Raw genomic sequence first — 22,237 nt, 5'->3', positions numbered from 1 at the left:
TTGGTTAGTACAAATCTAACAAAAAGCCCTAAATAACAATAATTTAAAGGTTTTTGAACCAATTGGCTAAAAAGTAACTTTAAATGAACTAAACCTATTTTTTGGACTAAACCGCCTTTTAGTATGCGATTTATTTTGTTGTAGCTAATAAGAAATACGGAAATAATGCTCTTAAAAACGCGTCAATTGCGAGTTGCGCAGCAATCTCTTATGATGGGTAGCAATCCTTATTCGGCATATCTCATGCTCAGTGTATGCTAATGATCGGCCCGCTCAATTGCCGCTGTGAGGCAGTTAGTTTTGACTTGGAACAAAAAGTAACTAAAAGATCAAGACAGAAAAAAAGCTTCTCCACAATTCATAGCAATTTACGCTCAGGGAAATCGTATAAATCCTAAAATCTGCTTAATCCGGGTTTAACTCAACCACTTCCCAAACTCGTAAAACTTTTTGATGCTGATACCCACTTTGCTGCCAACGGGATACTTGTAGCGGGCGAAATTGATAACACGCAGGGTTACTTCTTCGCGTTCGATAATGAGTTCTTCAAAAAAACCTTTAAAAAGCACTTGTTTAACCGTCCACTTGGCACCTATGGGCAGAGGGGAAACGCTAATATGCTCTGCGTAAATAACCACTGTGCCGCGTTTTGATTTGATACCGCACACCCTGGCTTGCTCGGCGGTAAGTTCGCTGCAACTTACCAGTATTTTTGAGGTATAAAGCAGCTTGGGGTTGTGGTAAAGCTCATCGGGAGTGCCATATTCCACTATCTCGCCTTCTTTTATCACGATGAGTTCATCGGCCATAGAAAGCAGTTCGGCAGGATCATGAGATACAAGTATTACAGTAACGCCCCATTCTTTTACAATCTGGCGGATATCGTGCTGCATACTTTCGCGATAGTTGGCATCAACCTGGTTAAAGGGCTCATCCAGCATCAGTACTTCCGGCCGGTTTATCAGGGCCTTGGCAATGGTAACGCGCTGTTTTTCGCCGCCGCTTAGTTTACCGAAGGGGAGGTCGCGCAGTTCATATATACCCAGCAGGTGCAGTGCCTGGGTGGTTTTTTGGATCTTATAGTTAGCATCTTCGGTTGGCAGGCCGCGGCCTACATTGTCCCAAACGTTGGCGCCCATATCCATGTCGCTGTTATCCTGGCTAACCATGGTGATAACGGTATGCGCGGCGGTAAGGTGCGCAGTGCGCGCGGGCAGGGGCTGGCCGTGAAAAAACACATCGCCCGAGTCGGGTTTCATGGTTCCCGAGAGCAGTTTAAGCAGGGTGGTTTTGCCGCTGCCGCTTTCGCCCACAATGGCGGTAATTTTACCTTTTGGTATAAAAACAGTGATGTTATTAACGCCGGAAGATTTATCGCCAAAGAAGTTTTTGGTGACTGATATGGTTTCCAGTATCAGGTCGTTGTTCATTTTGTGATCAGTGTTGTAAGCGCCCCTAAAATACATTTTATCTTAAACCGATAGGGCATCAAATTGCAGGATGAAGGAAAAATATTTTCGGGTAACGATGTATGTGTGCGGCATAACGGCGAATAGATTCTTCGCTATCGCTCAGCATGACAAAGGGGCTTTTATATTGTCGCGCAAACAATTAAGGCCAAACAGGTATTCAATTAAAAACTAATAAACCATCATCATGAACAAAACCATCGGGATTGTACTTATTATTATCGGCGCGGCAATGCTGATCTGGACAGGCTTTACTTATACTAAAAAGGAAAAAATTGTAGATGCCGGCCCTATACAAATATCTGCCGACAGGCAAAAAAACGTTAACTGGCCGCCATATCTGGGTGGGATATTGCTGGTTGGGGGCATTGTTATTGTAGCCACGGCAAAAAAATCATAGTACTGCTGTATATTAGCCCCTATGGAGCCAACCTTTTTTGAAACACCGGCCGATTTTCGTGATTGGCTACAGGCTAACGCTGATCAAAAAACCGAGTTGCTTGTGGGCTTTTATAAAACCGGAAGCGGCAAGCCAAGTATTACCTGGCCGCAGTCGGTTGATGAGGCCCTATGTTTTGGCTGGATAGACGGGGTGCGCAGATCATTAGGCCCAGAAAGTTACACTATCCGCTTTACACCCCGTAAGCCAACCAGTATCTGGAGTGGTATTAATATTCAAAAGGTTGCCGAGTTAACCAAAAAAGGCCTGATGCAACCCGCAGGCGTTGCCGCTTACGCCAAACGTAAGGAGGAACGATCGGCCATTTACAGTTTTGAGGTTGATGAAATGGCGTTGAAGCCAGAATATGAAAAGCTGTTTAAAGCCAATAAAATAGCCTGGGAGTTTTTTCAGAAACAGGCACCGTGGTACAAAAGAACTTCCGTACACCGCATCATGACAGCCAAGCAGGAGAAAACGCAAATAAGCCGTTTAGAGGCATTGATTAAAGTGAGTGAAAACGGGGAGAGGAATTAAAAATTCTACGTCATCCTGAACTTGTTTCAGGATCTCTCAGGACAAGACAACATTGCATAAGATATGCCGAAATAAATTCGGCATGACGGCTGTGTTCTATTACACCAGCTTCCCGTTCTCTAAAGCATGCTGCAACACTGCTACTTTAAATTTGGGTTTATAGCAATAACCCGCCAGTTTTTTTACCCAGGGGCGTTTGTAGCCAAACATTAACTTGAGCATCCTAACCCTTGCCGAGCCTTTTGGATAGCCATATTTATACCAGCTAAATTTAGAATTATCTACCTTGAAATGTTCGGCAAATTCGGATAGGAAAAGGTCTATTTCTATATCGTATATATCCAGGTCGAGGTCTATACTGGTATTGGGGTGCAGGGTAGCAGGGTCAACCCGGTAAACTTTGTACCGGTTACAGTAATCAATTATAAAATCTTTTAACTGCGGTTGAATTTGCTCCATACAATGCCTTAATAGTGAATAAAGGACACCGTTTTTTGCCCGGCGTTGCAGTTTAAAATTAAGAAAAGGGTTTTTAATTGAGAAATTTTTAACTTTTATTAACTCACCCCGACATCGCTGCGCTTGTCGACCCTCTCTCCGCAAGCGGAAAGAGGGTAAGATAATTATATCGTCTTTTCCAGCTTAAACATTTCAACCGGCTGGTTTAATATGCCATTGCGTTCTGTAATGTTTAAGGGGATAACCTCGCCGGTTTTGGCGTAGCCGCGGCGCTCATACCAGTCTAACAGCTCGGTACGGGTGGTAATAACCGTCATGGTAATGGTGTGGTAATGTATATTGCGGGCGTAATCTTCAGCAGCTTCTAACAGGCGCCTGCCCAATCCGTTTGCCTGTAAGGTTGGCGATACGGTAAGCATGCCCAGGTAAAGTTTTTCGCCACGTTTTTGGAGGTATACACAGCCGGTGATTAGGCCATCGTCATTAATATGTTTAAGGATAACAGCATCAGGGTCACTCATTTGTTCCGTGAGGCCTTCATTGTCGATCCGTTGCCCGCCGATGAGGCTTGCCTCGGTGGTCCAGCCTTTTTTTGAGCTTTCGCCACGATAGGCTGAGTTGATCAGTACAACAAGTTCAGGTACATCAGTAAGGGTAGCGGGTGTTATAGCCATGCTGCAAATTTATTAATTAGCGGCAAATGGCATAACGAATTTGTCATGGTGAGCTTGTCGAACCATTTGCCACATGTATACGTCTTCGACAGGCTCAGACTGACAAGATAGATCATCTACAAATCCCTGTAATCCTCGCGTACCGGGCTAAAAACATCTATCAACTTGCAATCGGTAATAGCCAGGCCGCTATGGCGTACGTTTGAGGGGATAACGGCAAACATGCCGGTATCCAATAGCTGCACCTCACCATTAACGGTTAGCTGAAATTCGCCTTCAAGCACAAAAGAAAGCTGCTCGTGGATGTGCTTATGATCGGGAACGGAATTGCCGGCTGCCACTTCAATAAAATTGATGGTGTTGTTGGCGGTGTGTATCAGTTTAGAGAAAAAGCCCGGGGCGATCTCTTTGGTATCGATATCAGCGAATTGGCGGAATATGGTAGAGTTCATGGAGGCAAGATAAGAAATGCAACTATAAGTATTAACAACCCGTCATTGCGAGGTACGAAGCAATCTCCCGATAGGCAAGACACATGCAAAGCGCTTATGCATAGTTCAGAGATTGCTTCGTACCTCGCAATGACGCGCGGAGGAGAATCGGTTTACCCAACAAAATATTTACTCCCCGGCAAATACGATAGCAGCTTTATGCCAATATACGTCACCAGGAAAGTACTGATGGCCAGCACAGGTATTATCAACACCACATGGTGCAGCCAGTTAGTGATGATAGGTGCTAATTGTACCAATACCAAAATATGCGCCAGGTACATGCCATAGGTTAAGCCGGAAATTTTGGCGAAAAAGCTTTCTGTAGCCGCGCTTTTAAAGCTGATGGTTCGGAATATCAGGAACAATCCTGTAGCCATCAACGCCACGTTGATGGTAGGGAACGCCCATGAAAGCTCCAGCTCGGGCAGGTCTTTAGCGAATGGCAACTGGTGTGAGAAAACAAGATTGGTTATGATATAGCCTATTATAACCAATACTGCCCCAACCGTAAAACCACCCCATTTAGAGATAGTAACATGCTCTTTAATGTAATTACCCAGCAACAGGTAGCCTATATAACCCGAAAAATAATAACCGCTGTGGTACTTGTTCCAGAAGCACTCGCCCCAAACTTCGGGGATGATGGTTTTGATGTAGGGAAAGCAAAGGGTGATAACCCATATCAATAAAAAGAATTGCTTGAACCGTTTTGATGCCGTTTGTACCCATGGCGAAAAGATAGGGATGAACAGGTACACACCAATAAACATATACACAAACCAAAGGTGGCCGGCGCTTGGTGCAAAGTTGATGGGGATGATATACAGATCGTGCCACATCTGGCTGATGCTACTTGTGCCCAGCAGGTAAGGTACCAAGGCATACATAACGCTCCAAAATAAAAACGGAATAAGCAGGCGGGTAAACCGGCGTTTATAAAATACGCTTGCTGTTTCTTTGATGGGTAATAACAAATAGCCCGATATCATTACAAACAGCGGCACACATGCCCGCATAAAGCTGCCGTAATTATTTACCCAAACGTGGTTTTCGCGGATGATCTGTCCTTTATCGCCGATGTAAAAAAACTCCCCCGAGTGTACAGTGAGCACCATTAAACAAGCAAAAATTCTTAATATATTTAAATAAGCGGTTGGGTTGCTTTTAAAAGCTACATTAGGCGGTGCAATTGCGGGCATAGTTTTTAGTTAATTGGTTGTGTAATTTATGTAAAACCAACGTAAATTGTACAGCTAATTAAAACTTAGCACTGCGTTGCAGGTTTAAACAATACATCATTTAAGCTATGGCATTTATTGATTACTATAAGATACTGGGCGTAGATAAAGGCGCAACTGAAAAGGAGATAAAAAGCGCTTACCGTAAAATGGCACGCAAGCACCACCCCGACCTTAACCCCAACAACGCCGAGGCCGAAAAACAATTTAAACAGGTTAACGAAGCCAACGAGGTTTTAAGCGACCCCGAAAAGCGCAAAAAATACGATAAGTATGGCGAGAACTGGCAGCATGGCGAGGCTTACGAACAACAACAGCGACAGCAGCAAAGCCAGCAGCGCAGTTATGGCGGCGGCCAGCAGGATTTTGGAGGGTTTGATTTTGGCGGCAGCAGCAACGGTGGAGACTTCTCCGACTTTTTTAACTCGATGTTTGGCGGCGGGCCTGCGGGCAGCGGCGGCGGCAGGGCACAGCAGCGGTACCGCGGGCAGGATATGAACGCCAGCCTGCAGTTAAACCTGCGCGATATACTGGAATCGAAAAAACAAACCATAACCGTTAACGGTAAAAACATTCGCCTTACCATCCCCGCGGGGATAGAGAACGGCCAAACCATAAAAATTGCAGGTCATGGCGGCCCGGGTAGTAATGGTGCTCCGGCGGGCGATCTGTATATAAAATTCGCTATCCCCGATGATGCCGAATTTAAGCGTGTAGGCAGCGACCTGTACCGCAATATTAATCTGGATCTGTACACTGCTGTTTTAGGCGGCGAAATTACGGCAGATACCCTTACCGGTAAGGTGAAGTTAAAAGTAGCGCCCGGTACGCAGATAGGCACTAAGGTAAAGCTAAAGGGTAAAGGTGTGCCGGTATACAAAAAAGAGGGTCAGTTTGGTGATCTGTACATTACCTATAATGTACAACTGCCAACTAACCTTACCGAAAAACAAAAAGAGTTATTTGAAGAACTGGCTAAATCATAAACCTATATGAGAACAGAAAATTTGATAACCGTGAACGATTTTTGTGTGTACCACAACGTGGAATACACTTTTATTGATTACCTGGCAGATGCCGGGCTGGTTAAGGTTACCACCGTTAACAAAACCAGTTGCATACCGCTGGATGAAATACAGAAACTGGAACGCCTGGTACGCCTGCACAACGAACTGGAAATAAACGAACCGGGCCTTGCAACCATAAATAATTTGCTGCAAAAATTAGATGATATGGAACAGGAAATGAGTGTTTTACGGAGTAAATTAAAACTTTACGAAGACTGATATTCCAAAAAGGAGTAGATTTTTATTAAACCTTGGTACGATTATAGGGTCATAGATACAAATGAAACGATAATTGTAACTAAAATCTACTACCATGAAACTAATTAAAATTTCAATAATAGCCTTAGTATTAACCTGCAGTATGCAGTTGGCCAAAGCCCAGGTAAGGGTAGGCATAGGTATTAACCTTGGTACACCGGTAAGATATGTTGAAAGACCTTATTATTACGATGATTATGACCGTGTAGTTTATTATGACCGCCCGGTACGCAGATATTATGGCCGCCCGGTTTATTACCGTACCCGTTACTATGAACGCCCTGCTTATCGCCAGGTAGTTTACCGCGAACACGGTTTCCGCGGGCGTGGTTGGGGCCATGGTGGTGGTCATGGCAGAGGCCACGGAAGATGGTAATTTATCTTTGAAATATATAAATGAAAGCCCCGCTTAATGTGGGGCTTTTTTGTTGGGATTAACCACAGAGGGCACGGTTGTTTTCACAGATATAAAGTAGCTTCTTTGTTATATCTGTGTTTTTCCACTCTGTGTCCTTGTGGTTAAATAAACTATTCTTTCTTTAAAAACCCATTCAAGGCGTGCTGCGTAAATTCTGATAATACCAGTTCGCCGCTAATGGCGGCGCGCTCGGTTAGTAGCTGGTCCCAGTTTTCGGTACCTTCCCAAAGTATCTGTTTGAGGCCTGCAAGCGCTTCGGGGTGGTATGAGGCAAGTTTATGCGTCAGGGTTGATAAACCCTCATCAAGCGCAGGGATATCGGTATATACTTCGTTATACAGGCCTTTTTCCATTGCCCACTTAGCAGATTGAAAATCTACCGCGCGGATAGTGAGCTGCGAAAATGCAGGCAAACCTATTTTACGGATCACCGCAGGCGATATTACGAACGGGCCTATCCCTATAGCCAGTTCGCTTAATTTGATAGAGGCGGCTTCGGTAGCCAGTACATAATCGGCACCGGCAGCAAGGCCTACACCACCACCAACAGCTTTACCCTGTACACGGGCTATGATAATTTTTGATGATTTACGGCAGGCGTTGATCACATTGGCAAATCCCGAAAAGAATACGGCGCCTGCTTCTTTATCTTTTATCTGCAATAGCTCATCAAAGCTTGCCCCGGCGCAAAAAGTGCGCTCGCCTGCGCTTTGCAATACAATAACTTTTGTTTGCGGGTTATTGCCGGCTTCGTTTATTTTATCGGTTAACGCCTGCAGCAGATGTGCCGGAAGCGAGTTTTGTGCCGGGTGGTAAAAAACTATGGTGGCAACGCCATCTGCGCTGGTATTAAGCACTACATTTCCGTTTTTGGTATCGGTCATTATTGGTTGGTATAAATGCGCGGCAATATCCGTACTATTTAACGTACCTGCAAATCGGAAGGATCAAACCAACGGCAATTCAAAATAAAAAGTTGATCCCTGGCCGGGTTCGCTTTCCACGCCGATGGTGCCTTTATGGTTGCTGATGATCTCGTTTGAGATGTAAAGCCCCATGCCCAGGCCGCTCGTCATGTTCTTTTTATCTTCTACCCGGTAAAAGCGCTCAAATATTTTGCTTTGCTGGTCTTTTGATAGCCCTATGCCATTATCATGAACAGATACCCTTACGTTATTGCCTCGCTTTTGGGTAGATATGGTAACTATCTTATTGTTTTGCGAGTATTTAACGGCATTGTTTACCAAGTTCATCAACACTTGTTCTAACCGTTCGGCATTGCCTTTTACCATATAAGGCTGCCCGGGCTCATACTCAAAAATATAAGCAGGGTAAACATGCTCGGCATTTTCAATACACTGGCTTACCAGGTTGGTAATGTTTAGTTCTGCAATGGAATATTCAAGCCTGCCGGCTTTTATCTTGCTTACATCAAGCAGGTCGTTTATTAGTGTTTGTAATTTATTTATAGATACCTCCGCTTTGCCAATGTATTGTTTAATTACCGGTGGCAGCTCTTCCTTTTTATAACTTGCTATAAGCTGTAAATAACCTTTTAAGCTGGTTAATGGCGTTTTAAGTTCATGGCTGGCTATCCCAATAAACTCATCTTTGCGGTCCATTTCCTGTTTCTGGTCCTCGATATCTGTAGCGGTACCCACCCAAAATATAATGTCGCCATTATCATTCTTTAATGGGTTTGAGCGGTTAAGGTGCCAGTGGTAAACGCCATCGTACCTGCGGTAGCGGTTCTCTATTTCAAAAATTTCGCCTGTTTTTAGTGATGTTTCATACCTGATGAGTGTTTCCTTCAGATCATCGGGGTGCACAACCTGGCTCCATTCAAAACTGGCGGTATCATCTTTACTAAGGCCGGTATAATCATACCAGCGCTGGTTAAATGAGTTAACTATACCTGTAGGCAGGTTAGTCCAGGTCATTTGCAGTATATTGTTGGTAAGCAGCTTAAAATGCTCGCGACTGATCAATAGATCGCCGGTGCGCTCCCTTACCGTTGCTTCTAATGTATTGTTTAGTTTTTCGGTATTCGCGCGCGATTCTTCTAACTGCTCGTTACGTTGCTGTAATTGTTTTTCGGTTTCTTTTAAAACGCTCAGGTCGGTAATAATAATACTTAAAGCAACGCCGTTATCCAGTTCAATGGTATTGCACGAGAACATGCAATGCATATCCTTGCCACCGCCATCCTTCAAAATAATTTCCTGCCGGTTATCTTCCTCCCAGCTATTGTATATTAATTCCCGAAGCTTGTTCTGCGAACTTTCAGGCACAAAAGAAGCCAGCGGCATACCAATGGTTTTCTCTAATGGGGTATCGGCCATTAAAGCAAAGCGCGTGTTGCAGTATAAAATAATACCATCACGGTTTATAGTGACGGCGCCTTCGCTCATTTTTTCAATAAAAACGCGATAGGTTTGATCTGCAGTTTTTAGGGTGTACAGTTGGTGGCCGGTATCGTCCTTTACAATAAGGGCATCAACCTGGCCGGTACGTATAGCGTTTATTGTATCATGCGCTTCCTCTAACTGGTAGCGCAATTCCTTTATCTCGTTTAAAAGATCTTTTGAATTCTGCTCCATAATTTAACTGTTAGTGGCAAGGCCCAGGCCCTTTAAAACCCTTTGGGTGTCGCTCATGTCGCCTATCATCCTGCGTTCGGGGTAGGGCGATTTTTTGATCATCAAAGGCACTGCTATAACGTCCTCGCCTTCGGCAAGCTGCGGTTGCTGGTGTATATCTATAATTTCAAGCTGGTACCTGTCTTTAAGATATTCGTCGCAAATAGACTTTATGTTTTCTACCGCACGGATAGAGTTAGGCGATGCCCCTGTTATAAATAAGCGTAACACATAAGGCTCGGCCCCGGTATTCATATCATGTGTGTCTAAAACTCCGTCCTGATCGGCCATAACTATCAATTATACAATTAAGCCGGGCGAATGTTTAACCCAACAAGTACCTTTTCCTCGTTGGATAGGTCGCCTATTATTTTGCGTATAGGTTCCGGCACCTTGCGTACAAGTGTAGGGATGGCCAGTATCTGGTCGCCCTCAGCAAGTTGCGGTTTTTCTAAAAGGTCAATTACCTCAATACGGTACTGGCCTTTTAAATGCTCTTCACAATATTTTTTAAGATTGGTTAGCGCAGTAACAGATTTTGGTGTTTTCCCAGCTACATATAACCTTAATTCCCACTTTTTATCTACTTGCTTTGCCATTATTTTTGGGGTGATTTTTTTGTTGTTCCTACCGTTTCGCCCCTTCTAAGCCTTGTCACCTCCTCACGGTTTCTATCTAAAATTTGTTTCTTTAATTCTTCTTCCAGGTAAACCTTATTCAATTCTTCTTCAACAGATTCAAATTCGCTGTGCAGGCTGGCTATTTTGGCCTCGAGCACTTTACGTTTACGTAATATTTCCCTGTCCTTACGGTTTACCGCGCTGCTATGAATGGCTTCGCCTGTTTTCTCCAGCAGCATTTGCTGTTCGCGGGCCGATCCGGTGAGGATGCCATCGGGACCCAAATAAACATCTACAAGGGTTAAGCCGGTGTTGGTTATCACAAACTCGCGCACCTGGTTAGAGTGTTTCATTCCGCGCGATTTCATGACGTACAGGCCACGGTTGCGTTCGCCGTTAAATTCAATATCGCGTACCAGTATCCAGGCATCCACCAATGACGATACACCCTCGTCGGTTTGTTCGTTCACAATTGTATTTAATGATAATGCTGTAAACATTACCGAGATACCCTCTTCCTGCAAAAAGTCTATCATCCGCACCAGCATGTTTTTAACCTCGCTTACCGAACCTATGTTGATGAAATTAGTTATCGGGTCAATAACAACCACTGCAGGCTTATATTTTTTGATGCACTTATGCATAGCTACCAGGTGCATTTCAAGGCCGTATAAATTTGGCCTTGATGCGTTAAAAATAAGCAGCTCCTTATCTATATGCTTTTGCAGGTCTATTCCTATCGAGCGCATGTTGCGGATGATCTGGCTTGGCGATTCTTCCATCGCAAAATACACGCATTTCTCTTTACGGTTACAGGCTTCGTTTGCAAATGATGCAGCCAGGCTGGTTTTACCGGTACCTGCCGTGCCCGATACCAGTACACTACCGCCGCGGTATAAACCTTTGCCGCCAAGCATATCATCAAGGCCCTTTACACCGGTAGAGATACGCTCTGTTGATACCTTGTTAGCCATTTTAAGCGATGTAACCGGCAGTACCGAAATCCCGTCCTCATCAATCAGGAATGGATATTCGTTGGTGCCGTGTACGGTGCCGCGGTATTTTATAACGCGCAGCCTGCGGGTTGTTATCTGGTTTACCACCCGGTTATCAAGCAATATCACACAATCAGATACATACTCTTCCAACCCCTGGCGTGTTAATGAATTGCCTTCGCCACGTTCGCCGGTAATAATGGCGGTTACGCCTTTTTCTTTTAGCCAGCCAAAAAGGCGGCGCAACTCCATACGTAGAACGGCCTGGTTATTTAAGCCCGAGAAAAGGTTCTCCAGCGTATCAAGTACCACACGTTTGGCGCCAATGCTATCAATAGCGTAACCTAAGCGGATAAACAACCCTTCAAGGTCATACTCGCCGGTTTCTTCTATTTCACTGCGGTCGATATGTACATGGTCTATTTTTAATTTCTTTTGTTCCTGTAGTTTCTTCAGGTCGAAACCCAATGAGGCAACATTCATGGCCAGTTCGTCGCTTTTTTCTTCAAAAGCCACAAAAACGCCGGGTTCGTTGTATTGTACAGCACCACGTACAATAAATTCTAACGACATCAGGGTTTTACCGCAACCGGCTTCACCGCATATTAATGTTGGCCTGCCCTGGGGTAAACCGCCTTCTGTAATTTCATCAAGGCCCACTATACCGGTTAATACTTTTGGTAAAGTACCGTACAGTATGGGGGGTATCTTTTTTTGAGCTTTACTCATAGGTGTTCATTTTCAATAATTTCATAAAAGTATAAAATGTGCCTTATTACGCAATGATATTGCTTGTAACAGGTTGTATTTATTCGATTATGTTGTAAAGTATCTTCTAAAATTATTTCACCTTAACTACGTAGAATTTTAATTGTTTGGATTTTAGCACATTATTTACATTTCATTTGCAAAAAATAACCCATAAATAAAATCTTTAACATTCATTTAAAAGCAAGAAGCAACTATGTGGTTTATAGTTGCATAATTTTATTTAAGATGTATTAGCTATAATCAATCAGAAAATTTAATATTGTATTACAATCTACCCAACAGAATATATTAGCCGATACTTATTTGGAATATATTAATGTTTTTCTGCCTGAATAATGAAAAGCAACATTTACCCGGACGCCCAAAGCGAAAACGTATTTAAAACCATTATAGAGCAGTCGCCGTCGCCGGTTGGCCTTTATGTGGGGCGCGATATTGTAATAACACTGGCCAATGATGCCATTTTAAAAGTTTGGGATAAGGATGCAAGCGTTATAGGTAAAACATTCAGGCAGGCACTGCCTGAGCTGGAAGGCCAGCCCTTTTTTGAACTGCTTGATACCGTTTTTACAACAGGCATAGCATACGAAGCCTATGCCGAGCAAGTGGATCTGCTGATAGGCGGGCAAATGCAAACCTTTTACTTCAACTTTATATACAAGCCGCTTAAAAACGAAAAAGGCGAAGTGTGGGGAATACTAAATACAGCCGACGACGTTACTGAACTGGTGCTTACCCGTAAAAAGTTAGCCGAAGCAGAAGAGCGCTCGCGTTTTGCGCTCGATTCGGCAGAATTGGGCGCCTGGGACATGAACCCTGCAAACGAACGCGTTACCTGGGATGATCGTTGTAACCAGTTGCACGGTTTTTTGCCCGGTGAGGTAACCGTTTATAGCGACATTTTAAAACATATCCACCCTGATGACCAGGGAAATATAGAGCAAAATGTAAAGGCCGCGCTTAACCCCGGGGGGGATGGGTATTATGATGAAACATTTCGTATTGTGTGCCCAAGCAGTACCAAAGTAAGATGGCTGCGCAGCAAAGGCAAGGCATATTTTAATGAGCAGGGCAGGTGTATACGCTTTGCTGGCACCACACAGGATATAACTGCCGAGATAAGGGATAAAGAAGAACAACGAAAACTGATAACCCTGGTTGATAATACATCTGATTTTATAAGCCTGAGCGACCTTGACGGTAACGTGACTTACGTAAACGCCGCCGGCCGTAAAATGATGGGGATAGACTATGAAGCCGAATTACCGCATAATTCGGAATTTATTATGCCCGGCGAGAAGGATAAACTTAAAAATGAGATAAATAAGGCACTGCAAACTTTAGGGAAATGGAGCGGCGAGATCCTTTACCGCAACTTTAAAACGGGCGAGCCTATCCCGGTTATTGGTACTACTATGCTGATATATGACCCGGCAGGCAAACCGCAGGGAAGGGCAACCATAGCCCGCGATCTGCGCGCCGAGATAGCAAGCAAAAGGGCACTGATAGATAGCGAACACCTGCTGCAAAATATAACCAGTGCATCGCCAACTGCACTTTGGATGGCCGATAATAATGGCATGATAACCTATGCCAATAAAACCTGGACAGACTGGACAGGGCAACCCAGTGAAGATTTGTTAGGCACCGGATGGCTGCATTGTATTTTGCCTGAAGACAGGGCCCGGGCAGCCGAAAAGTTTTTGATAGACCTTAAGGCGCAAAAACCTTACGAGGTTGATTTCAGGATCCGCCGGAAAAATGGTGAGATCCGCTGGTGCATAGCCACCGGCCATCCGCAATACAACCACGAGGGTAAATTTATGGGCTATATTGGCGCCTGTACGGATGTTACCGAAAAAACCATCACCGATATTGAGCTACAGTTAAAAAATGGCGAGCTTAACGACCAAATAAGACAGTTTGAATTTGTGACCGATTTTATGCCCGTGCAGCTCTGGACGGCCAAAACGAGCGGTGAGCTTGATTATGTGAATAAGCAAACCATTAATTTCTTTGGCCTGCCAATGGAAGCCGTTATTGGTGAAAAATGGATAGATAATGTGCACCCCGACGATCAGCCGGGCTGCAAAGCCGCATGGACAGAGGCTTTACAAAGCCATAGCTTATACCAGTACGAGTTTAGGCTGCGCGACAAAAACGGTGAATATAAATGGCACCTTTCCCGCGCCTTACCGTTTATAAACGATGGTGAGATTGTGAGGTGGTTTGGTACCAATACCGATATTGATGAGCAAAAGCAAATGCAGCGCCAAAAGGATGACTTTTTAGGCATTGCCAGCCACGAGTTAAAAACACCTGTAACCAGTATAAAAGCCTACGCCCAGGTACTTGGCGCCATGCTGAGTAACGAAGGGGAGGAGAAAAAGGCGCAAATGGTAATGAAGATGGATGCGCAGTTAAACCGCCTTACCAATTTGATAGGTGATTTGCTTGATGTAACCAAAATAAACTCGGGCCGCATATTGTTTAACAAGGTTTGGTTTGATTTTAACCAGGCTGTTGAGGAGTGTGTGCAGGACTTACAGCACACCACCAATAAGCACATACTGGTAATGGATTTTAAAGAAACCGGTAAAGTATATTCAGACAAGGAACGGATAGGGCAGGTAATGACCAACCTGATCAGCAACGCCGTTAAATATTCGCCGCACTCCAACCGTATCATCATCAGTACCGAACGGGAAGGAAATATGGTTACCGTTTGCGTGGAAGATTTTGGCATTGGCATACCCGAGGACAAGAAGGACAAGGTATTTGAACAGTTTTACCGTGTAAGCGGCAGTAAGCAGCATACCTTCCCCGGTTTGGGGTTAGGGTTATACATATCAAACGAGATCATTCGCAGGGAAGGCGGCAGGATGTGGGTAAACAGCACAGAAGGAAAAGGGTCTACTTTTTGCTTCTCGTTACCGGTTACCGATGGCAAAGCAACCAAGCCAAAATAATAGTTTATAATCAGTTAAACCTGTACACGGTTTTGTATTCAAAACCATATAATAAAATGAGCCCCATACCGAAAAAAATAATGATAGCTGACGACGACCCCGGAATAGTGGACGCTGTAGAAATGCTGCTCGAATTTGAGGGCTACAGTGTAACTACAACCGTTGATGGCTCTACCGTGCTTGATATGAAGGATGAACTGCCCGACCTGCTTTTACTTGATATATGGATGAGCGGGGAAGATGGCCGCGATATTTGCCGCCAGCTAAAGGCAACCCCGGCCACCAAAAATATCCCCGTGATCATGGTATCGGCCAGCAGGGATATTGAGCAATCGGCCATAGATGCTGGTGCCGATGATTTTTTGGCCAAACCATTTGAAATGAATGAGCTGCTGGCGAAAATTGAGAAACTAACGCGATAGGTATACTCAGCATCCCTAGTTAACTCACCCCGACTACGCTACGCTGGTCGACCCTCTCTGCTTCGCAAAGAGGGTAAAAACAAAACCCTCTTTCCGCACAGCGAAGAGAGGGTGGTTCGGCGAAGCTATGACCGGGCGAGTGAAATTGCAAGCTATTCTTTCACTTGCGCCGGTTGCTCAACCTTCGCGCTATCTTGTGCTCTCCATGGTTCATAATTTAAACCGGGTGTTAGCCAGTACAACAACGCAACCCTTGAGTATCGGTAGTTAAACGGCGATAACAGAAATATCACGCCCATCAGTACGGCTACGTATACCCATGGCGAATTTGAGCCCGTTAAAATATGCAGGCCTACGGCAAAAGTTACCATTTCGGCAACGTTAAAGGCATAGCTTACAAACATGGCCACGTACCAGTATCCCGGTTCGCGCTCGTAATGCAGGCCGCAGTGCGAGCAGCGTTCGTGCATTTTTTGTCCACCAAAGCTGTAGGTAGGCGTGCTGTAAATATCGCCCCTGCGGCAACGCGGGCATTTTGCTTTTATAAAGCCTTCTAGAACGGGTACTTGTTTGGCGGGTTTTATATCTGTTGGTGTCATTGGGCTATTGGGTTTTTACGGAATTCCTCAGGGGTTAATCCGGTGTATTTTTTAAAGAATTTGGTAAAGTAAGAGTTATCGGCAAAGTTTAGCTTGCCTGCAATTTCGTTGATGTTCATGTCAAGGTTTACCAGCAGGCGTTTGGCCTCCAGTATTATCCGGTTGCGTATCACCTCACCGGCCGGGATCCCCAGCATATCATTACATAAAGCATTTAAATGGTTAGGGGTAATGTACAGCAAGGTGGCATAATCTTTTGGTAACCGCAAGGTGGCAAAATTCTTATCAGTAAGCTTTTTAAAACTTTGCAGCAGGGTGTAATTATACGTTGGCGCGGTGGTTTGCTGGCCATGCTCGCTTTGCCGGGCTACCAGTATAAACAATTGCAGCATCAGCGTGCGGATCAGGTCCATGCCCATACGGCCGGTTTGCTGGCTCTCCACTATCAGTTGCTCAAACAAAGCCACCACCTGCTGATGTATGTCGGGTTTTAAGTTTATTACCTCATCATCTACATTGCCGGTAAAAAACGGCAGGCTCTCCAGGTAATCGGGCCGTAGTAAGAACGACTGGAAAAACTCGGCAGAAAAGTTGATGATATAACCATCAACCGGGCCTTCAAAATTCCAGCGGTGTACCTGCCCGGGTGCCATAAAATAAATTTGATATGGTTTTACCGGGAAGCTTGTAAAATCGATAGAATGGTTACCACCGCCATCTGTAAATAATACCACATGGTAAAATGTGTGTTTATGCGGCAGGCTAAGGTTTTGATGTTTTTGCAAATAAGGCGCAAAACGGCTGATAAGCAGGTCGTTGTGCTGGTGATCAGCCAATGAGCATATATCATAAACCGGGAATGCCTTTTTCATATCACAAAGATACTTAACAATTTCCCGCCCCAATGGTGCGGGATGTGGTTGTTATGGTATTTTTTACTGATTGTGATCATTTCTTTAACCACAAAGGGCACAGAGTGAAAAGCACAGAGAACACAAAGGAATTTTACAAGAAGGTTTCACGCAAAGACACTATATCTTTCGGCAATCAATTGCGTCTTAGCGTCTTTGCGTGAAAAAACTCCATGTCCTCTGTGAAAACTTTGTGCCCTCTGTGGTTAAAATAAATCAGCAAATAAATAATCTTTGTTAATTTCACCCCATGCAAAAACCCGATAGCCTTATTTTTGATATGGATGGCACCCTTTGGGATGCCGTTGACACCTACGCGCACTCCTGGAATGTTGTTTTTAGCGACCTGGGGATAGATAAAACTATTACCCGCGATGTTTTAGCAGGTATGGTTGGCATGGAAGGCAAAAAGGTGATAGAGATTTTAATGCCCGAATTTGACCATGATAAACGCGTAGAGATCTACGGCCTGGTAAATGGCCGCCGCCACAACCTGATCAGCGAAAAGGGCGGTATTTTATACGATGGCGTTAAAGATGGATTAAAGCAACTTGCCGAAAAATATCCACTGTTTATACTGAGCAACTGCGCCAAAGGCATTATTCGCCAGTTTATTGATTGGGCAGGTATTGACGACCTGATAAAAGACGAGTTGGCACACGGTGTTAACTTTATGCCCAAAAACCATAACATTAAGCTGTTAATGGATAAACATGGGCTAAAAACCCCTGTTTATGTGGGCGATACCGAAGGTGATGGGCAGCAAAGCCGCATGGCAGGTATCCCGTTTGTGTTTGTAAGCTATGGTTTTGGCCAAACGGATGATTACGATCTGAAATTTGACGATTTTAATTCACTGGTGAATTATTTTGTAAACTTATAAGCTTCTTTAATGTTAGCTTTATACATAAATAAAAAAACATGAGAGGCAGAGTTTTAACAATTATATTCCTGGTACTGGCGGTGGTAATCATCGGGGTGGTTTACTATCGTTACTATTTTGTTTTTGGCGAAGGCACTAAAGCCGGTACCATGAACTATTTTGTTAAAAAGGGTTACATGTTCAAGACTTACGAAGGCAGATTGATCCAAAGCGGTATCCGCAGCCAAACGCAGGGCAATATCTCATCAAACGAATTTATGTTTTCTGTTACTGATGAAAAGGTGGCCGATAAATTAAATCATAGCGCAGGTGCTATGCTGGAGCTGCATTATAAAGAATACATTCACACGTTGCCATGGCGCGGGGTAAGTAATTTTGTGGTTGATAGTGTGATGTCGGTTACGCCGGTATCGCCTACGGCGCCGTAAATAGCTATAACTTATCGTTAAGATATTCCACCCGTCGTTGCGAGGTACGAAGCAATCTCCTTGCGTCGCCGCTTAGCGTGTGAAGAGATTGCTTCGTACCTCGCAATGACGCGCGGGGTTTTTGGCTATCGCTCGCAGCAATGACCTTTGTATACTAAAACAACGGATCAGCCTTGCCTGAATTTGGTACCAGTATCTTACTCAAATTATACTGTCTTTCCGGTTCATCGTCGCCTTTTATCAGGCCTTTATTAAACAGGCCCTCCAATATTTCGCGGGTTTGCTGAAGGTGCGTGGTTTTATCTGTTTTAGGTTCAAATTCATCCATTTTGGCAGCAACCTGCGGCGCAGTAGCATACTCCAGTTGTGCTAAAGCATACACTACATTATCCTGTAAAGAAGCCGCTGCATCGTACTTATGCGGTACGTACAGGGGCTTGTAGTCTTTTAAAAAATCCTGATCGGGGCTGTCCATATTAAGCTACTTGTTTAAATGAATCGCGCAGGGCTTTGATGGCATCGTGCGCTATTTTTAAGCCGTTCATGTGGGTGTTAAGTAAGGCTACAACTTGTTCATCTTCCCATATTAACTCTTTATCGTCGAGCGCTTTACGGTACGCGCTTTTGGCAATATCCTCGCCGTATTCGCAGTCAGACAGTATGGAATGGTTGTCCTTTTTAGTAAAAGTCGACTTTACATCCATCCAGGCATGGTAAAATTTACCGGATAGGGTGGTGCCGTCTGTTGGTTGGCCGCCAAGCAGGTGTATATAATCGTTTAGTTGATTAATATAGCCTTTACTTTGGTCGGCATAACCTTCAAAAACGCCTTTTAGTGACGCATCATCTGTGCCCTCAATAGCTTTTTGGTAGCCTGTTATACGGTCGTTATTTATCTTGATCAGATCGTTCAATGCCGAGATCTGGTGTTGTATATGTTGTAATGTTCCCATAGTAGTATATGTTTGTACAGGGTGAACACACCGTAGAAGTTAAATGTTTTAAGTTTGTAGAAAATTTGGAACCTGCTTAACCACCCTGTCATTTCGAACGAGGTACGAGGAGAAATCTTATACGAGCAGTAAGTAGTAAACTCTGCCTAAACGAATGCTTGGCGTATAAGATTTCTCTTCACGCCATCGCACAACCTCGCTCTCGCTCGTTCGAAATGACAGGCGGGTTTAAATTACTTTACTATTTATACTCCTCCTGCTCCTCTGTATAATACGTTTTCCGTGATGCTTCCTCTATTAAGATAGGTGCACCTTTAGGGCTATGTTTCTTTTTCGAATTATGGATCAGCATAAAATCGCGAACCTCGCCGGCAATAATATCCGGGTTGCTTTTGATGATCTGTTTTTCGGCATCTTTTAAAACATCATGAATGGATTTCACAAGGTCTTTCACCTTATCCTCCGGTATCTTATTACTTACAGAAAATGGCGAGATACGGGCATCCCAAAGGATTTCATCGGCATAGGCGTTACCAATACCGCGAATGATCTTTTGATCGAGCAGTACGGTTTTAACATTGGTTTTCTTTTTGGCAAGGATCGCTTTCAGGTAATCAACACCGGCATCGTCAGACAAAGCATCCGGCGCATCCTTTGGCTCCGGATTTAAAGTAGGAACCGCAATGCCCTGAAAATCCGTCAGCACGAGGCCGGTATCATCGGTAAACAATAATTCTATGATAGGGTACTTGTTGTCGCTTTTGCCTTCAAACAAAAACAGCTTGCCGTGTAGCATCAGGTGCAGGCCAAGCACATCGCCCTTGCTGAATTTAAAGAAAAGCTCCTTGCCATCGCGGTAAACCGAACTTAGTTTTTGGCCATACAGGGTATCTTGCAGTTCTTTGTGGGTTACGTTGAGTTTGGGGGCTTTATTCACGGTAACTTCTTTGATGGTTTTACCGCTTAGTTTTTTATTGAGGTTATGGCTAAATACTTGCAGGTCGGGTAGTTCGGGCATAATTTGGCTGTTTTTTGTATGCTAATGTAAAAGCTTAGTGGCAAATAAAACAATAGGGCGTATTAAAAGTTGTCAACCAAAGTAACTTTTCTAACGTATCTGTTATAAAGGCTTACTTAATAAACGTTCCATGCCACATATAGCAGCAGTATCAAAAATTGACCTCCCCGATAAAACCGACCAGCAGGCCGTGAAAGAGCAGGCGCAGGCCATGTTCTCGGTAAATTTTCCGCAAGCCGAAAGGTTAATGCCCGCGTTTGATAATACAGGTATTGTTACCCGTAATTTTGTAAAACCATTAAGCTATTACGCCGAAACAACCACATTTAAACAACGTAACGACGAGTATATTAAGCTTTCGCTTCAATACTCGGTTGAGGCTATTGAAGCGGTTGTTACAAAGGCTGGTATCAACAAAAATGACATTACCGATATCATCTTCGTATCTACCACCGGGCTGGCAACGCCCAGTATGGATGCGCTCATTATTAACCAAATGCAGCTTAACCAAAACATAAATCGTACGCCGGTTTGGGGGCTGGGATGTGCGGGTGGTGTATCGGGAATGGCAAAAGCCAATATAGCGGCAAAGGCAAACCCCGATGCGGTTGTGCTATTGGTAGCAGTTGAGCTTTGTTCACTTACATTGATAAAAAGTGATTACAGTAAAAGTAATTTTATTGGGTCAAGCTTATTTTCGGATGGGGTGGTGGCTTGTATTATAAAAGGAGATAACCACCCCTTGCCAAAACAACACGTGCAGTTTAAAGCAGCCGGCAGTAAATTGTACTACGATTCGTTAGAAGTAATGGGCTGGGATTTTAGGGAGGATGGCTTTAAAGTAGTTTTCTCAAAAGATATCCCGACGTTTATTCATCAGAACATCAGCGGTGATATTGATGCTTTTTTAGCGAAGCAGGGTTTGAAACTGGGCGATATCAAAAACTTCATCTTTCATCCCGGTGGGAAGAAGGTATTGGATGCATACACGGATGCCCTGCAAATCGAAGGCGACTTTTTAAAGAACACCCGCGAGGTAATGAACGATTACGGTAATATGAGCAGCGTTACCGTATTATATGTGCTAGAGAAATTCCTGGAAACAGGCTTTACCGACGGCTACGGCCTGATGCTGGCCATGGGCCCGGGCTTTAGCAGCGAAATGGTTTTACTGGATATGAAAAACTAAGCCCATGATATTTATCATATTTATACTGTTCCTGATATTTCAACGCCTGGCCGAGTTATATGTATCATCCAAAAACGAAAAATGGCTGCTCAGAAACGGCGCTGTAGAGTATGGTAAAGAGCATTACCCTTATATGGTAGCCATGCATACATTGTTCATCATCTCAATTATTGCCGAATATATTTGGCGGGACGGTACTGTAGTGAGCTACCCGCTTATTGTGTTCTTTTTTATACTGATTGTTATAAAAGTGATTGTGATCTCAACCCTGGGCCATTACTGGAATACCAAAATTTACAAAGTGCCCGGTACCCGGCCTGTTGCTACCGGTATTTACAAATACATTAAGCACCCTAATTATATTATTGTTGTATGTGAAATTGCTATTATCCCGCTGGCGTTTGGGCTGTATTATACGGCTATAGTGTTTACCATACTGAATGCTTTGATGCTTACCGTGCGCATTAAAAAAGAGAACGAGGTTTTGGCGATGTGAATATTTAACTGATTTGCTTTAGCTTAGCATATCAGTTAGAATCTATGTCCAACCAATTTGAAACCCTCTTCGCCGATTCGTTTGATACTTTTAGGGTGTTTGATAACCTCACCATAAGCGAAATTGATAACCCGCCTGCTCATTCGCTAAAAACCATTTGGCAAATTATTAACCACATCACTTTATGGCAAGGGTACCAGCTTAAGCAACTGAGGAATATCCACGATAATTTACAGATAGACGAGGAGGCTACCTGGATAGATAATATAAACGCAAGCACGCAGGCCGACC

27 protein-coding genes are annotated in these 22,237 nt (G+C 44.0%); 12 read left to right on the top strand and 15 right to left on the bottom strand.

Annotated features, from left to right (window positions below; all coding sequences use genetic code 11):
* Positions 1 to 416: 416 nt before the first annotated feature.
* The gene (locus WC615_RS09365) at positions 417 to 1,430 is read right to left on the bottom strand and encodes an ABC transporter ATP-binding protein (RefSeq protein WP_372977843.1); all 1,014 of its coding nucleotides are present in this window, start codon (positions 1,428 to 1,430) and stop codon (positions 417 to 419) included.
* A gap of 226 nt (positions 1,431 to 1,656) precedes the next feature.
* Between WC615_RS09365 and WC615_RS09360 the strand changes: the two genes are divergently transcribed.
* Together WC615_RS09360 and WC615_RS09355 are read left to right on the top strand one after the other, a co-directional pair.
* A complete protein-coding gene (locus WC615_RS09360; RefSeq protein WP_372977842.1) occupies positions 1,657 to 1,869 on the top strand; it encodes a hypothetical protein in 213 nt (70 codons plus the stop codon).
* 21 nt (positions 1,870 to 1,890) lie between these two features.
* Positions 1,891 to 2,445: a YdeI family protein gene (locus WC615_RS09355; RefSeq protein ID WP_372977841.1), complete on the top strand. Its 555-nt coding sequence runs from the start codon at positions 1,891 to 1,893 to the stop codon at positions 2,443 to 2,445.
* 99 nt (positions 2,446 to 2,544) lie between these two features.
* Here WC615_RS09355 and WC615_RS09350 read toward each other — a convergent pair whose 3' ends face one another.
* The 4 genes from WC615_RS09350 to WC615_RS09335 form a co-directional block, all read right to left on the bottom strand.
* Complete coding sequence (locus WC615_RS09350) at positions 2,545 to 2,904, bottom strand: DUF1493 family protein (protein ID WP_372977840.1); 360 nt, start codon at positions 2,902 to 2,904, stop codon at positions 2,545 to 2,547.
* Positions 2,905 to 3,068: 164 nt separating this feature from the next.
* Complete coding sequence (locus WC615_RS09345; RefSeq protein ID WP_372977839.1) at positions 3,069 to 3,578, bottom strand: GNAT family N-acetyltransferase; 510 nt, start codon at positions 3,576 to 3,578, stop codon at positions 3,069 to 3,071.
* Between the two features lie 116 nt (positions 3,579 to 3,694).
* Positions 3,695 to 4,030, bottom strand: coding sequence for a cupin domain-containing protein (locus WC615_RS09340; RefSeq protein WP_372977838.1), 336 nt, complete (start codon positions 4,028 to 4,030; stop codon positions 3,695 to 3,697).
* 152 nt (positions 4,031 to 4,182) lie between these two features.
* On the bottom strand, positions 4,183 to 5,271 hold the full coding sequence (locus WC615_RS09335; protein ID WP_372977837.1) for an acyltransferase: 1,089 nt from the start codon (positions 5,269 to 5,271) through the stop codon (positions 4,183 to 4,185).
* Positions 5,272 to 5,378: 107 nt separating this feature from the next.
* On the opposite strand from WC615_RS09335, the gene WC615_RS09330 reads away from it, so the two are divergent.
* From WC615_RS09330 to WC615_RS09320, 3 genes are all read left to right on the top strand, one after another.
* Positions 5,379 to 6,296, top strand: coding sequence for a DnaJ C-terminal domain-containing protein (locus tag WC615_RS09330; RefSeq protein ID WP_372977836.1), 918 nt, complete (start codon positions 5,379 to 5,381; stop codon positions 6,294 to 6,296).
* 6 nt (positions 6,297 to 6,302) lie between these two features.
* Positions 6,303 to 6,596 (top strand): chaperone modulator CbpM, encoded by a 294-nt coding sequence (locus tag WC615_RS09325; RefSeq protein ID WP_191174013.1) that lies wholly within the window; start codon positions 6,303 to 6,305, stop codon positions 6,594 to 6,596.
* A gap of 94 nt (positions 6,597 to 6,690) precedes the next feature.
* Positions 6,691 to 7,011 carry a hypothetical protein gene (locus WC615_RS09320; RefSeq protein WP_372977835.1) on the top strand — a complete coding sequence of 107 codons (321 nt, stop codon included), beginning with the start codon at positions 6,691 to 6,693 and terminating at the stop codon, positions 7,009 to 7,011.
* 152 nt (positions 7,012 to 7,163) lie between these two features.
* On the opposite strand, the gene WC615_RS09315 is transcribed toward WC615_RS09320, so the two are convergent.
* The 5 genes from WC615_RS09315 to kaiC form a co-directional block, all read right to left on the bottom strand.
* Complete coding sequence (locus WC615_RS09315; RefSeq protein WP_372977834.1) at positions 7,164 to 7,937, bottom strand: enoyl-CoA hydratase/isomerase family protein; 774 nt, start codon at positions 7,935 to 7,937, stop codon at positions 7,164 to 7,166.
* Positions 7,938 to 8,000: 63 nt separating this feature from the next.
* Positions 8,001 to 9,653, bottom strand: a complete 1,653-nt coding sequence (locus WC615_RS09310) for an ATP-binding protein (protein WP_372977833.1) — start codon at positions 9,651 to 9,653, stop codon at positions 8,001 to 8,003.
* Between the two features lie 3 nt (positions 9,654 to 9,656).
* Positions 9,657 to 9,983, bottom strand: coding sequence for a circadian clock KaiB family protein (locus WC615_RS09305; protein WP_372977832.1), 327 nt, complete (start codon positions 9,981 to 9,983; stop codon positions 9,657 to 9,659).
* A 17-nt stretch (positions 9,984 to 10,000) separates the two neighbouring features.
* Positions 10,001 to 10,291, bottom strand: a complete 291-nt coding sequence (locus WC615_RS09300) for a circadian clock KaiB family protein (protein WP_372977831.1) — start codon at positions 10,289 to 10,291, stop codon at positions 10,001 to 10,003.
* The gene (gene kaiC / locus WC615_RS09295) at positions 10,291 to 12,036 is read right to left on the bottom strand and encodes a circadian clock protein KaiC (protein ID WP_372977830.1); all 1,746 of its coding nucleotides are present in this window, start codon (positions 12,034 to 12,036) and stop codon (positions 10,291 to 10,293) included. Before kaiC ends, WC615_RS09300 begins: the two co-directional genes overlap by 1 nt.
* 377 nt (positions 12,037 to 12,413) lie before the next feature.
* Here kaiC and WC615_RS09290 point away from each other — a divergent pair, with 377 nt between their 5' ends.
* Both WC615_RS09290 and WC615_RS09285 read left to right on the top strand, forming a co-directional pair.
* On the top strand, positions 12,414 to 15,047 hold the full coding sequence (locus WC615_RS09290) for a PAS domain-containing protein (RefSeq protein WP_372977829.1): 2,634 nt from the start codon (positions 12,414 to 12,416) through the stop codon (positions 15,045 to 15,047).
* A 56-nt stretch (positions 15,048 to 15,103) separates the two neighbouring features.
* A complete protein-coding gene (locus tag WC615_RS09285) occupies positions 15,104 to 15,469 on the top strand; it encodes a response regulator transcription factor (RefSeq protein ID WP_372977828.1) in 366 nt (121 codons plus the stop codon).
* Positions 15,470 to 15,621: 152 nt separating this feature from the next.
* Here WC615_RS09285 and WC615_RS09280 read toward each other — a convergent pair whose 3' ends face one another.
* Positions 15,622 to 16,068: a DUF983 domain-containing protein gene (locus WC615_RS09280; RefSeq protein ID WP_372977827.1), complete on the bottom strand. Its 447-nt coding sequence runs from the start codon at positions 16,066 to 16,068 to the stop codon at positions 15,622 to 15,624.
* Entirely contained in the window at positions 16,065 to 16,940 is an 876-nt protein-coding gene (locus tag WC615_RS09275) for a helix-turn-helix transcriptional regulator (RefSeq protein WP_372977826.1), read from the bottom strand. Before WC615_RS09275 ends, WC615_RS09280 begins: the two co-directional genes overlap by 4 nt.
* A gap of 289 nt (positions 16,941 to 17,229) precedes the next feature.
* Between WC615_RS09275 and WC615_RS09270 the strand changes: the two genes are divergently transcribed.
* Together WC615_RS09270 and WC615_RS09265 are read left to right on the top strand one after the other, a co-directional pair.
* Positions 17,230 to 17,862, top strand: coding sequence for an HAD family hydrolase (locus tag WC615_RS09270; RefSeq protein ID WP_372977825.1), 633 nt, complete (start codon positions 17,230 to 17,232; stop codon positions 17,860 to 17,862).
* Positions 17,863 to 17,900: 38 nt separating this feature from the next.
* A complete protein-coding gene (locus WC615_RS09265; RefSeq protein ID WP_191174024.1) occupies positions 17,901 to 18,290 on the top strand; it encodes a hypothetical protein in 390 nt (129 codons plus the stop codon).
* A 154-nt stretch (positions 18,291 to 18,444) separates the two neighbouring features.
* On the opposite strand, the gene WC615_RS09260 is transcribed toward WC615_RS09265, so the two are convergent.
* From WC615_RS09260 to WC615_RS09250, 3 genes are all read right to left on the bottom strand, one after another.
* The gene (locus WC615_RS09260; protein WP_372977824.1) at positions 18,445 to 18,765 is read right to left on the bottom strand and encodes a hypothetical protein; all 321 of its coding nucleotides are present in this window, start codon (positions 18,763 to 18,765) and stop codon (positions 18,445 to 18,447) included.
* Position 18,766: 1 nt separating this feature from the next.
* Positions 18,767 to 19,243, bottom strand: a complete 477-nt coding sequence (locus tag WC615_RS09255; RefSeq protein WP_372977823.1) for a PA2169 family four-helix-bundle protein — start codon at positions 19,241 to 19,243, stop codon at positions 18,767 to 18,769.
* Positions 19,244 to 19,484: 241 nt separating this feature from the next.
* Positions 19,485 to 20,261 carry an Fpg/Nei family DNA glycosylase gene (locus WC615_RS09250; RefSeq protein ID WP_372977822.1) on the bottom strand — a complete coding sequence of 259 codons (777 nt, stop codon included), beginning with the start codon at positions 20,259 to 20,261 and terminating at the stop codon, positions 19,485 to 19,487.
* A 130-nt stretch (positions 20,262 to 20,391) separates the two neighbouring features.
* On the opposite strand from WC615_RS09250, the gene WC615_RS09245 reads away from it, so the two are divergent.
* The 3 genes from WC615_RS09245 to WC615_RS09235 all read left to right on the top strand — a co-directional run.
* Positions 20,392 to 21,450 carry a type III polyketide synthase gene (locus tag WC615_RS09245; protein WP_372977821.1) on the top strand — a complete coding sequence of 353 codons (1,059 nt, stop codon included), beginning with the start codon at positions 20,392 to 20,394 and terminating at the stop codon, positions 21,448 to 21,450.
* 4 nt (positions 21,451 to 21,454) lie between these two features.
* Complete coding sequence (locus tag WC615_RS09240; protein ID WP_372977820.1) at positions 21,455 to 21,946, top strand: isoprenylcysteine carboxyl methyltransferase family protein; 492 nt, start codon at positions 21,455 to 21,457, stop codon at positions 21,944 to 21,946.
* Positions 21,947 to 21,990: 44 nt separating this feature from the next.
* A partial coding sequence (locus tag WC615_RS09235; protein ID WP_372977819.1) for a hypothetical protein occupies positions 21,991 to 22,237 on the top strand: 247 nt, incomplete at its 3' end.

The sequence above is a fragment of the Mucilaginibacter sp. genome (genome assembly GCF_041663085.1).
GTDB lineage: Bacteria > Bacteroidota > Bacteroidia > Sphingobacteriales > Sphingobacteriaceae > Mucilaginibacter.
Note: the sequence above shows the minus strand (reverse complement) of the source record. Positions and strands in the feature narration are given on the sequence as shown.

Excerpts from the sequence above, each read along its gene's own strand:
- WC615_RS09365 (WP_372977843.1), bottom strand. The coding sequence starts at position 1,430 with ATGAACAACGACCTGATACTGGAAACCATATCAGTCACCAAAAACTTC.
- WC615_RS09360 (WP_372977842.1), top strand. The coding sequence starts at position 1,657 with ATGAACAAAACCATCGGGATTGTACTTATTATTATCGGCGCGGCAATG.
- WC615_RS09355 (WP_372977841.1), top strand. The coding sequence starts at position 1,891 with ATGGAGCCAACCTTTTTTGAAACACCGGCCGATTTTCGTGATTGGCTA.
- WC615_RS09350 (WP_372977840.1), bottom strand. The coding sequence starts at position 2,904 with ATGGAGCAAATTCAACCGCAGTTAAAAGATTTTATAATTGATTACTGT.
- WC615_RS09345 (WP_372977839.1), bottom strand. The coding sequence starts at position 3,578 with ATGGCTATAACACCCGCTACCCTTACTGATGTACCTGAACTTGTTGTA.
- WC615_RS09340 (WP_372977838.1), bottom strand. The coding sequence starts at position 4,030 with ATGAACTCTACCATATTCCGCCAATTCGCTGATATCGATACCAAAGAG.
- WC615_RS09335 (WP_372977837.1), bottom strand. The coding sequence starts at position 5,271 with ATGCCCGCAATTGCACCGCCTAATGTAGCTTTTAAAAGCAACCCAACC.
- WC615_RS09330 (WP_372977836.1), top strand. The coding sequence starts at position 5,379 with ATGGCATTTATTGATTACTATAAGATACTGGGCGTAGATAAAGGCGCA.
- WC615_RS09325 (WP_191174013.1), top strand. The coding sequence starts at position 6,303 with ATGAGAACAGAAAATTTGATAACCGTGAACGATTTTTGTGTGTACCAC.
- WC615_RS09320 (WP_372977835.1), top strand. The coding sequence starts at position 6,691 with ATGAAACTAATTAAAATTTCAATAATAGCCTTAGTATTAACCTGCAGT.
- WC615_RS09315 (WP_372977834.1), bottom strand. The coding sequence starts at position 7,937 with ATGACCGATACCAAAAACGGAAATGTAGTGCTTAATACCAGCGCAGAT.
- WC615_RS09310 (WP_372977833.1), bottom strand. The coding sequence starts at position 9,653 with ATGGAGCAGAATTCAAAAGATCTTTTAAACGAGATAAAGGAATTGCGC.
- WC615_RS09305 (WP_372977832.1), bottom strand. The coding sequence starts at position 9,983 with ATGGCCGATCAGGACGGAGTTTTAGACACACATGATATGAATACCGGG.
- WC615_RS09300 (WP_372977831.1), bottom strand. The coding sequence starts at position 10,291 with ATGGCAAAGCAAGTAGATAAAAAGTGGGAATTAAGGTTATATGTAGCT.
- kaiC (WP_372977830.1), bottom strand. The coding sequence starts at position 12,036 with ATGAGTAAAGCTCAAAAAAAGATACCCCCCATACTGTACGGTACTTTA.
- WC615_RS09290 (WP_372977829.1), top strand. The coding sequence starts at position 12,414 with ATGAAAAGCAACATTTACCCGGACGCCCAAAGCGAAAACGTATTTAAA.
- WC615_RS09285 (WP_372977828.1), top strand. The coding sequence starts at position 15,104 with ATGAGCCCCATACCGAAAAAAATAATGATAGCTGACGACGACCCCGGA.
- WC615_RS09280 (WP_372977827.1), bottom strand. The coding sequence starts at position 16,068 with ATGACACCAACAGATATAAAACCCGCCAAACAAGTACCCGTTCTAGAA.
- WC615_RS09275 (WP_372977826.1), bottom strand. The coding sequence starts at position 16,940 with ATGAAAAAGGCATTCCCGGTTTATGATATATGCTCATTGGCTGATCAC.
- WC615_RS09270 (WP_372977825.1), top strand. The coding sequence starts at position 17,230 with ATGCAAAAACCCGATAGCCTTATTTTTGATATGGATGGCACCCTTTGG.
- WC615_RS09265 (WP_191174024.1), top strand. The coding sequence starts at position 17,901 with ATGAGAGGCAGAGTTTTAACAATTATATTCCTGGTACTGGCGGTGGTA.
- WC615_RS09260 (WP_372977824.1), bottom strand. The coding sequence starts at position 18,765 with ATGGACAGCCCCGATCAGGATTTTTTAAAAGACTACAAGCCCCTGTAC.
- WC615_RS09255 (WP_372977823.1), bottom strand. The coding sequence starts at position 19,243 with ATGGGAACATTACAACATATACAACACCAGATCTCGGCATTGAACGAT.
- WC615_RS09250 (WP_372977822.1), bottom strand. The coding sequence starts at position 20,261 with ATGCCCGAACTACCCGACCTGCAAGTATTTAGCCATAACCTCAATAAA.
- WC615_RS09245 (WP_372977821.1), top strand. The coding sequence starts at position 20,392 with ATGCCACATATAGCAGCAGTATCAAAAATTGACCTCCCCGATAAAACC.
- WC615_RS09240 (WP_372977820.1), top strand. The coding sequence starts at position 21,455 with ATGATATTTATCATATTTATACTGTTCCTGATATTTCAACGCCTGGCC.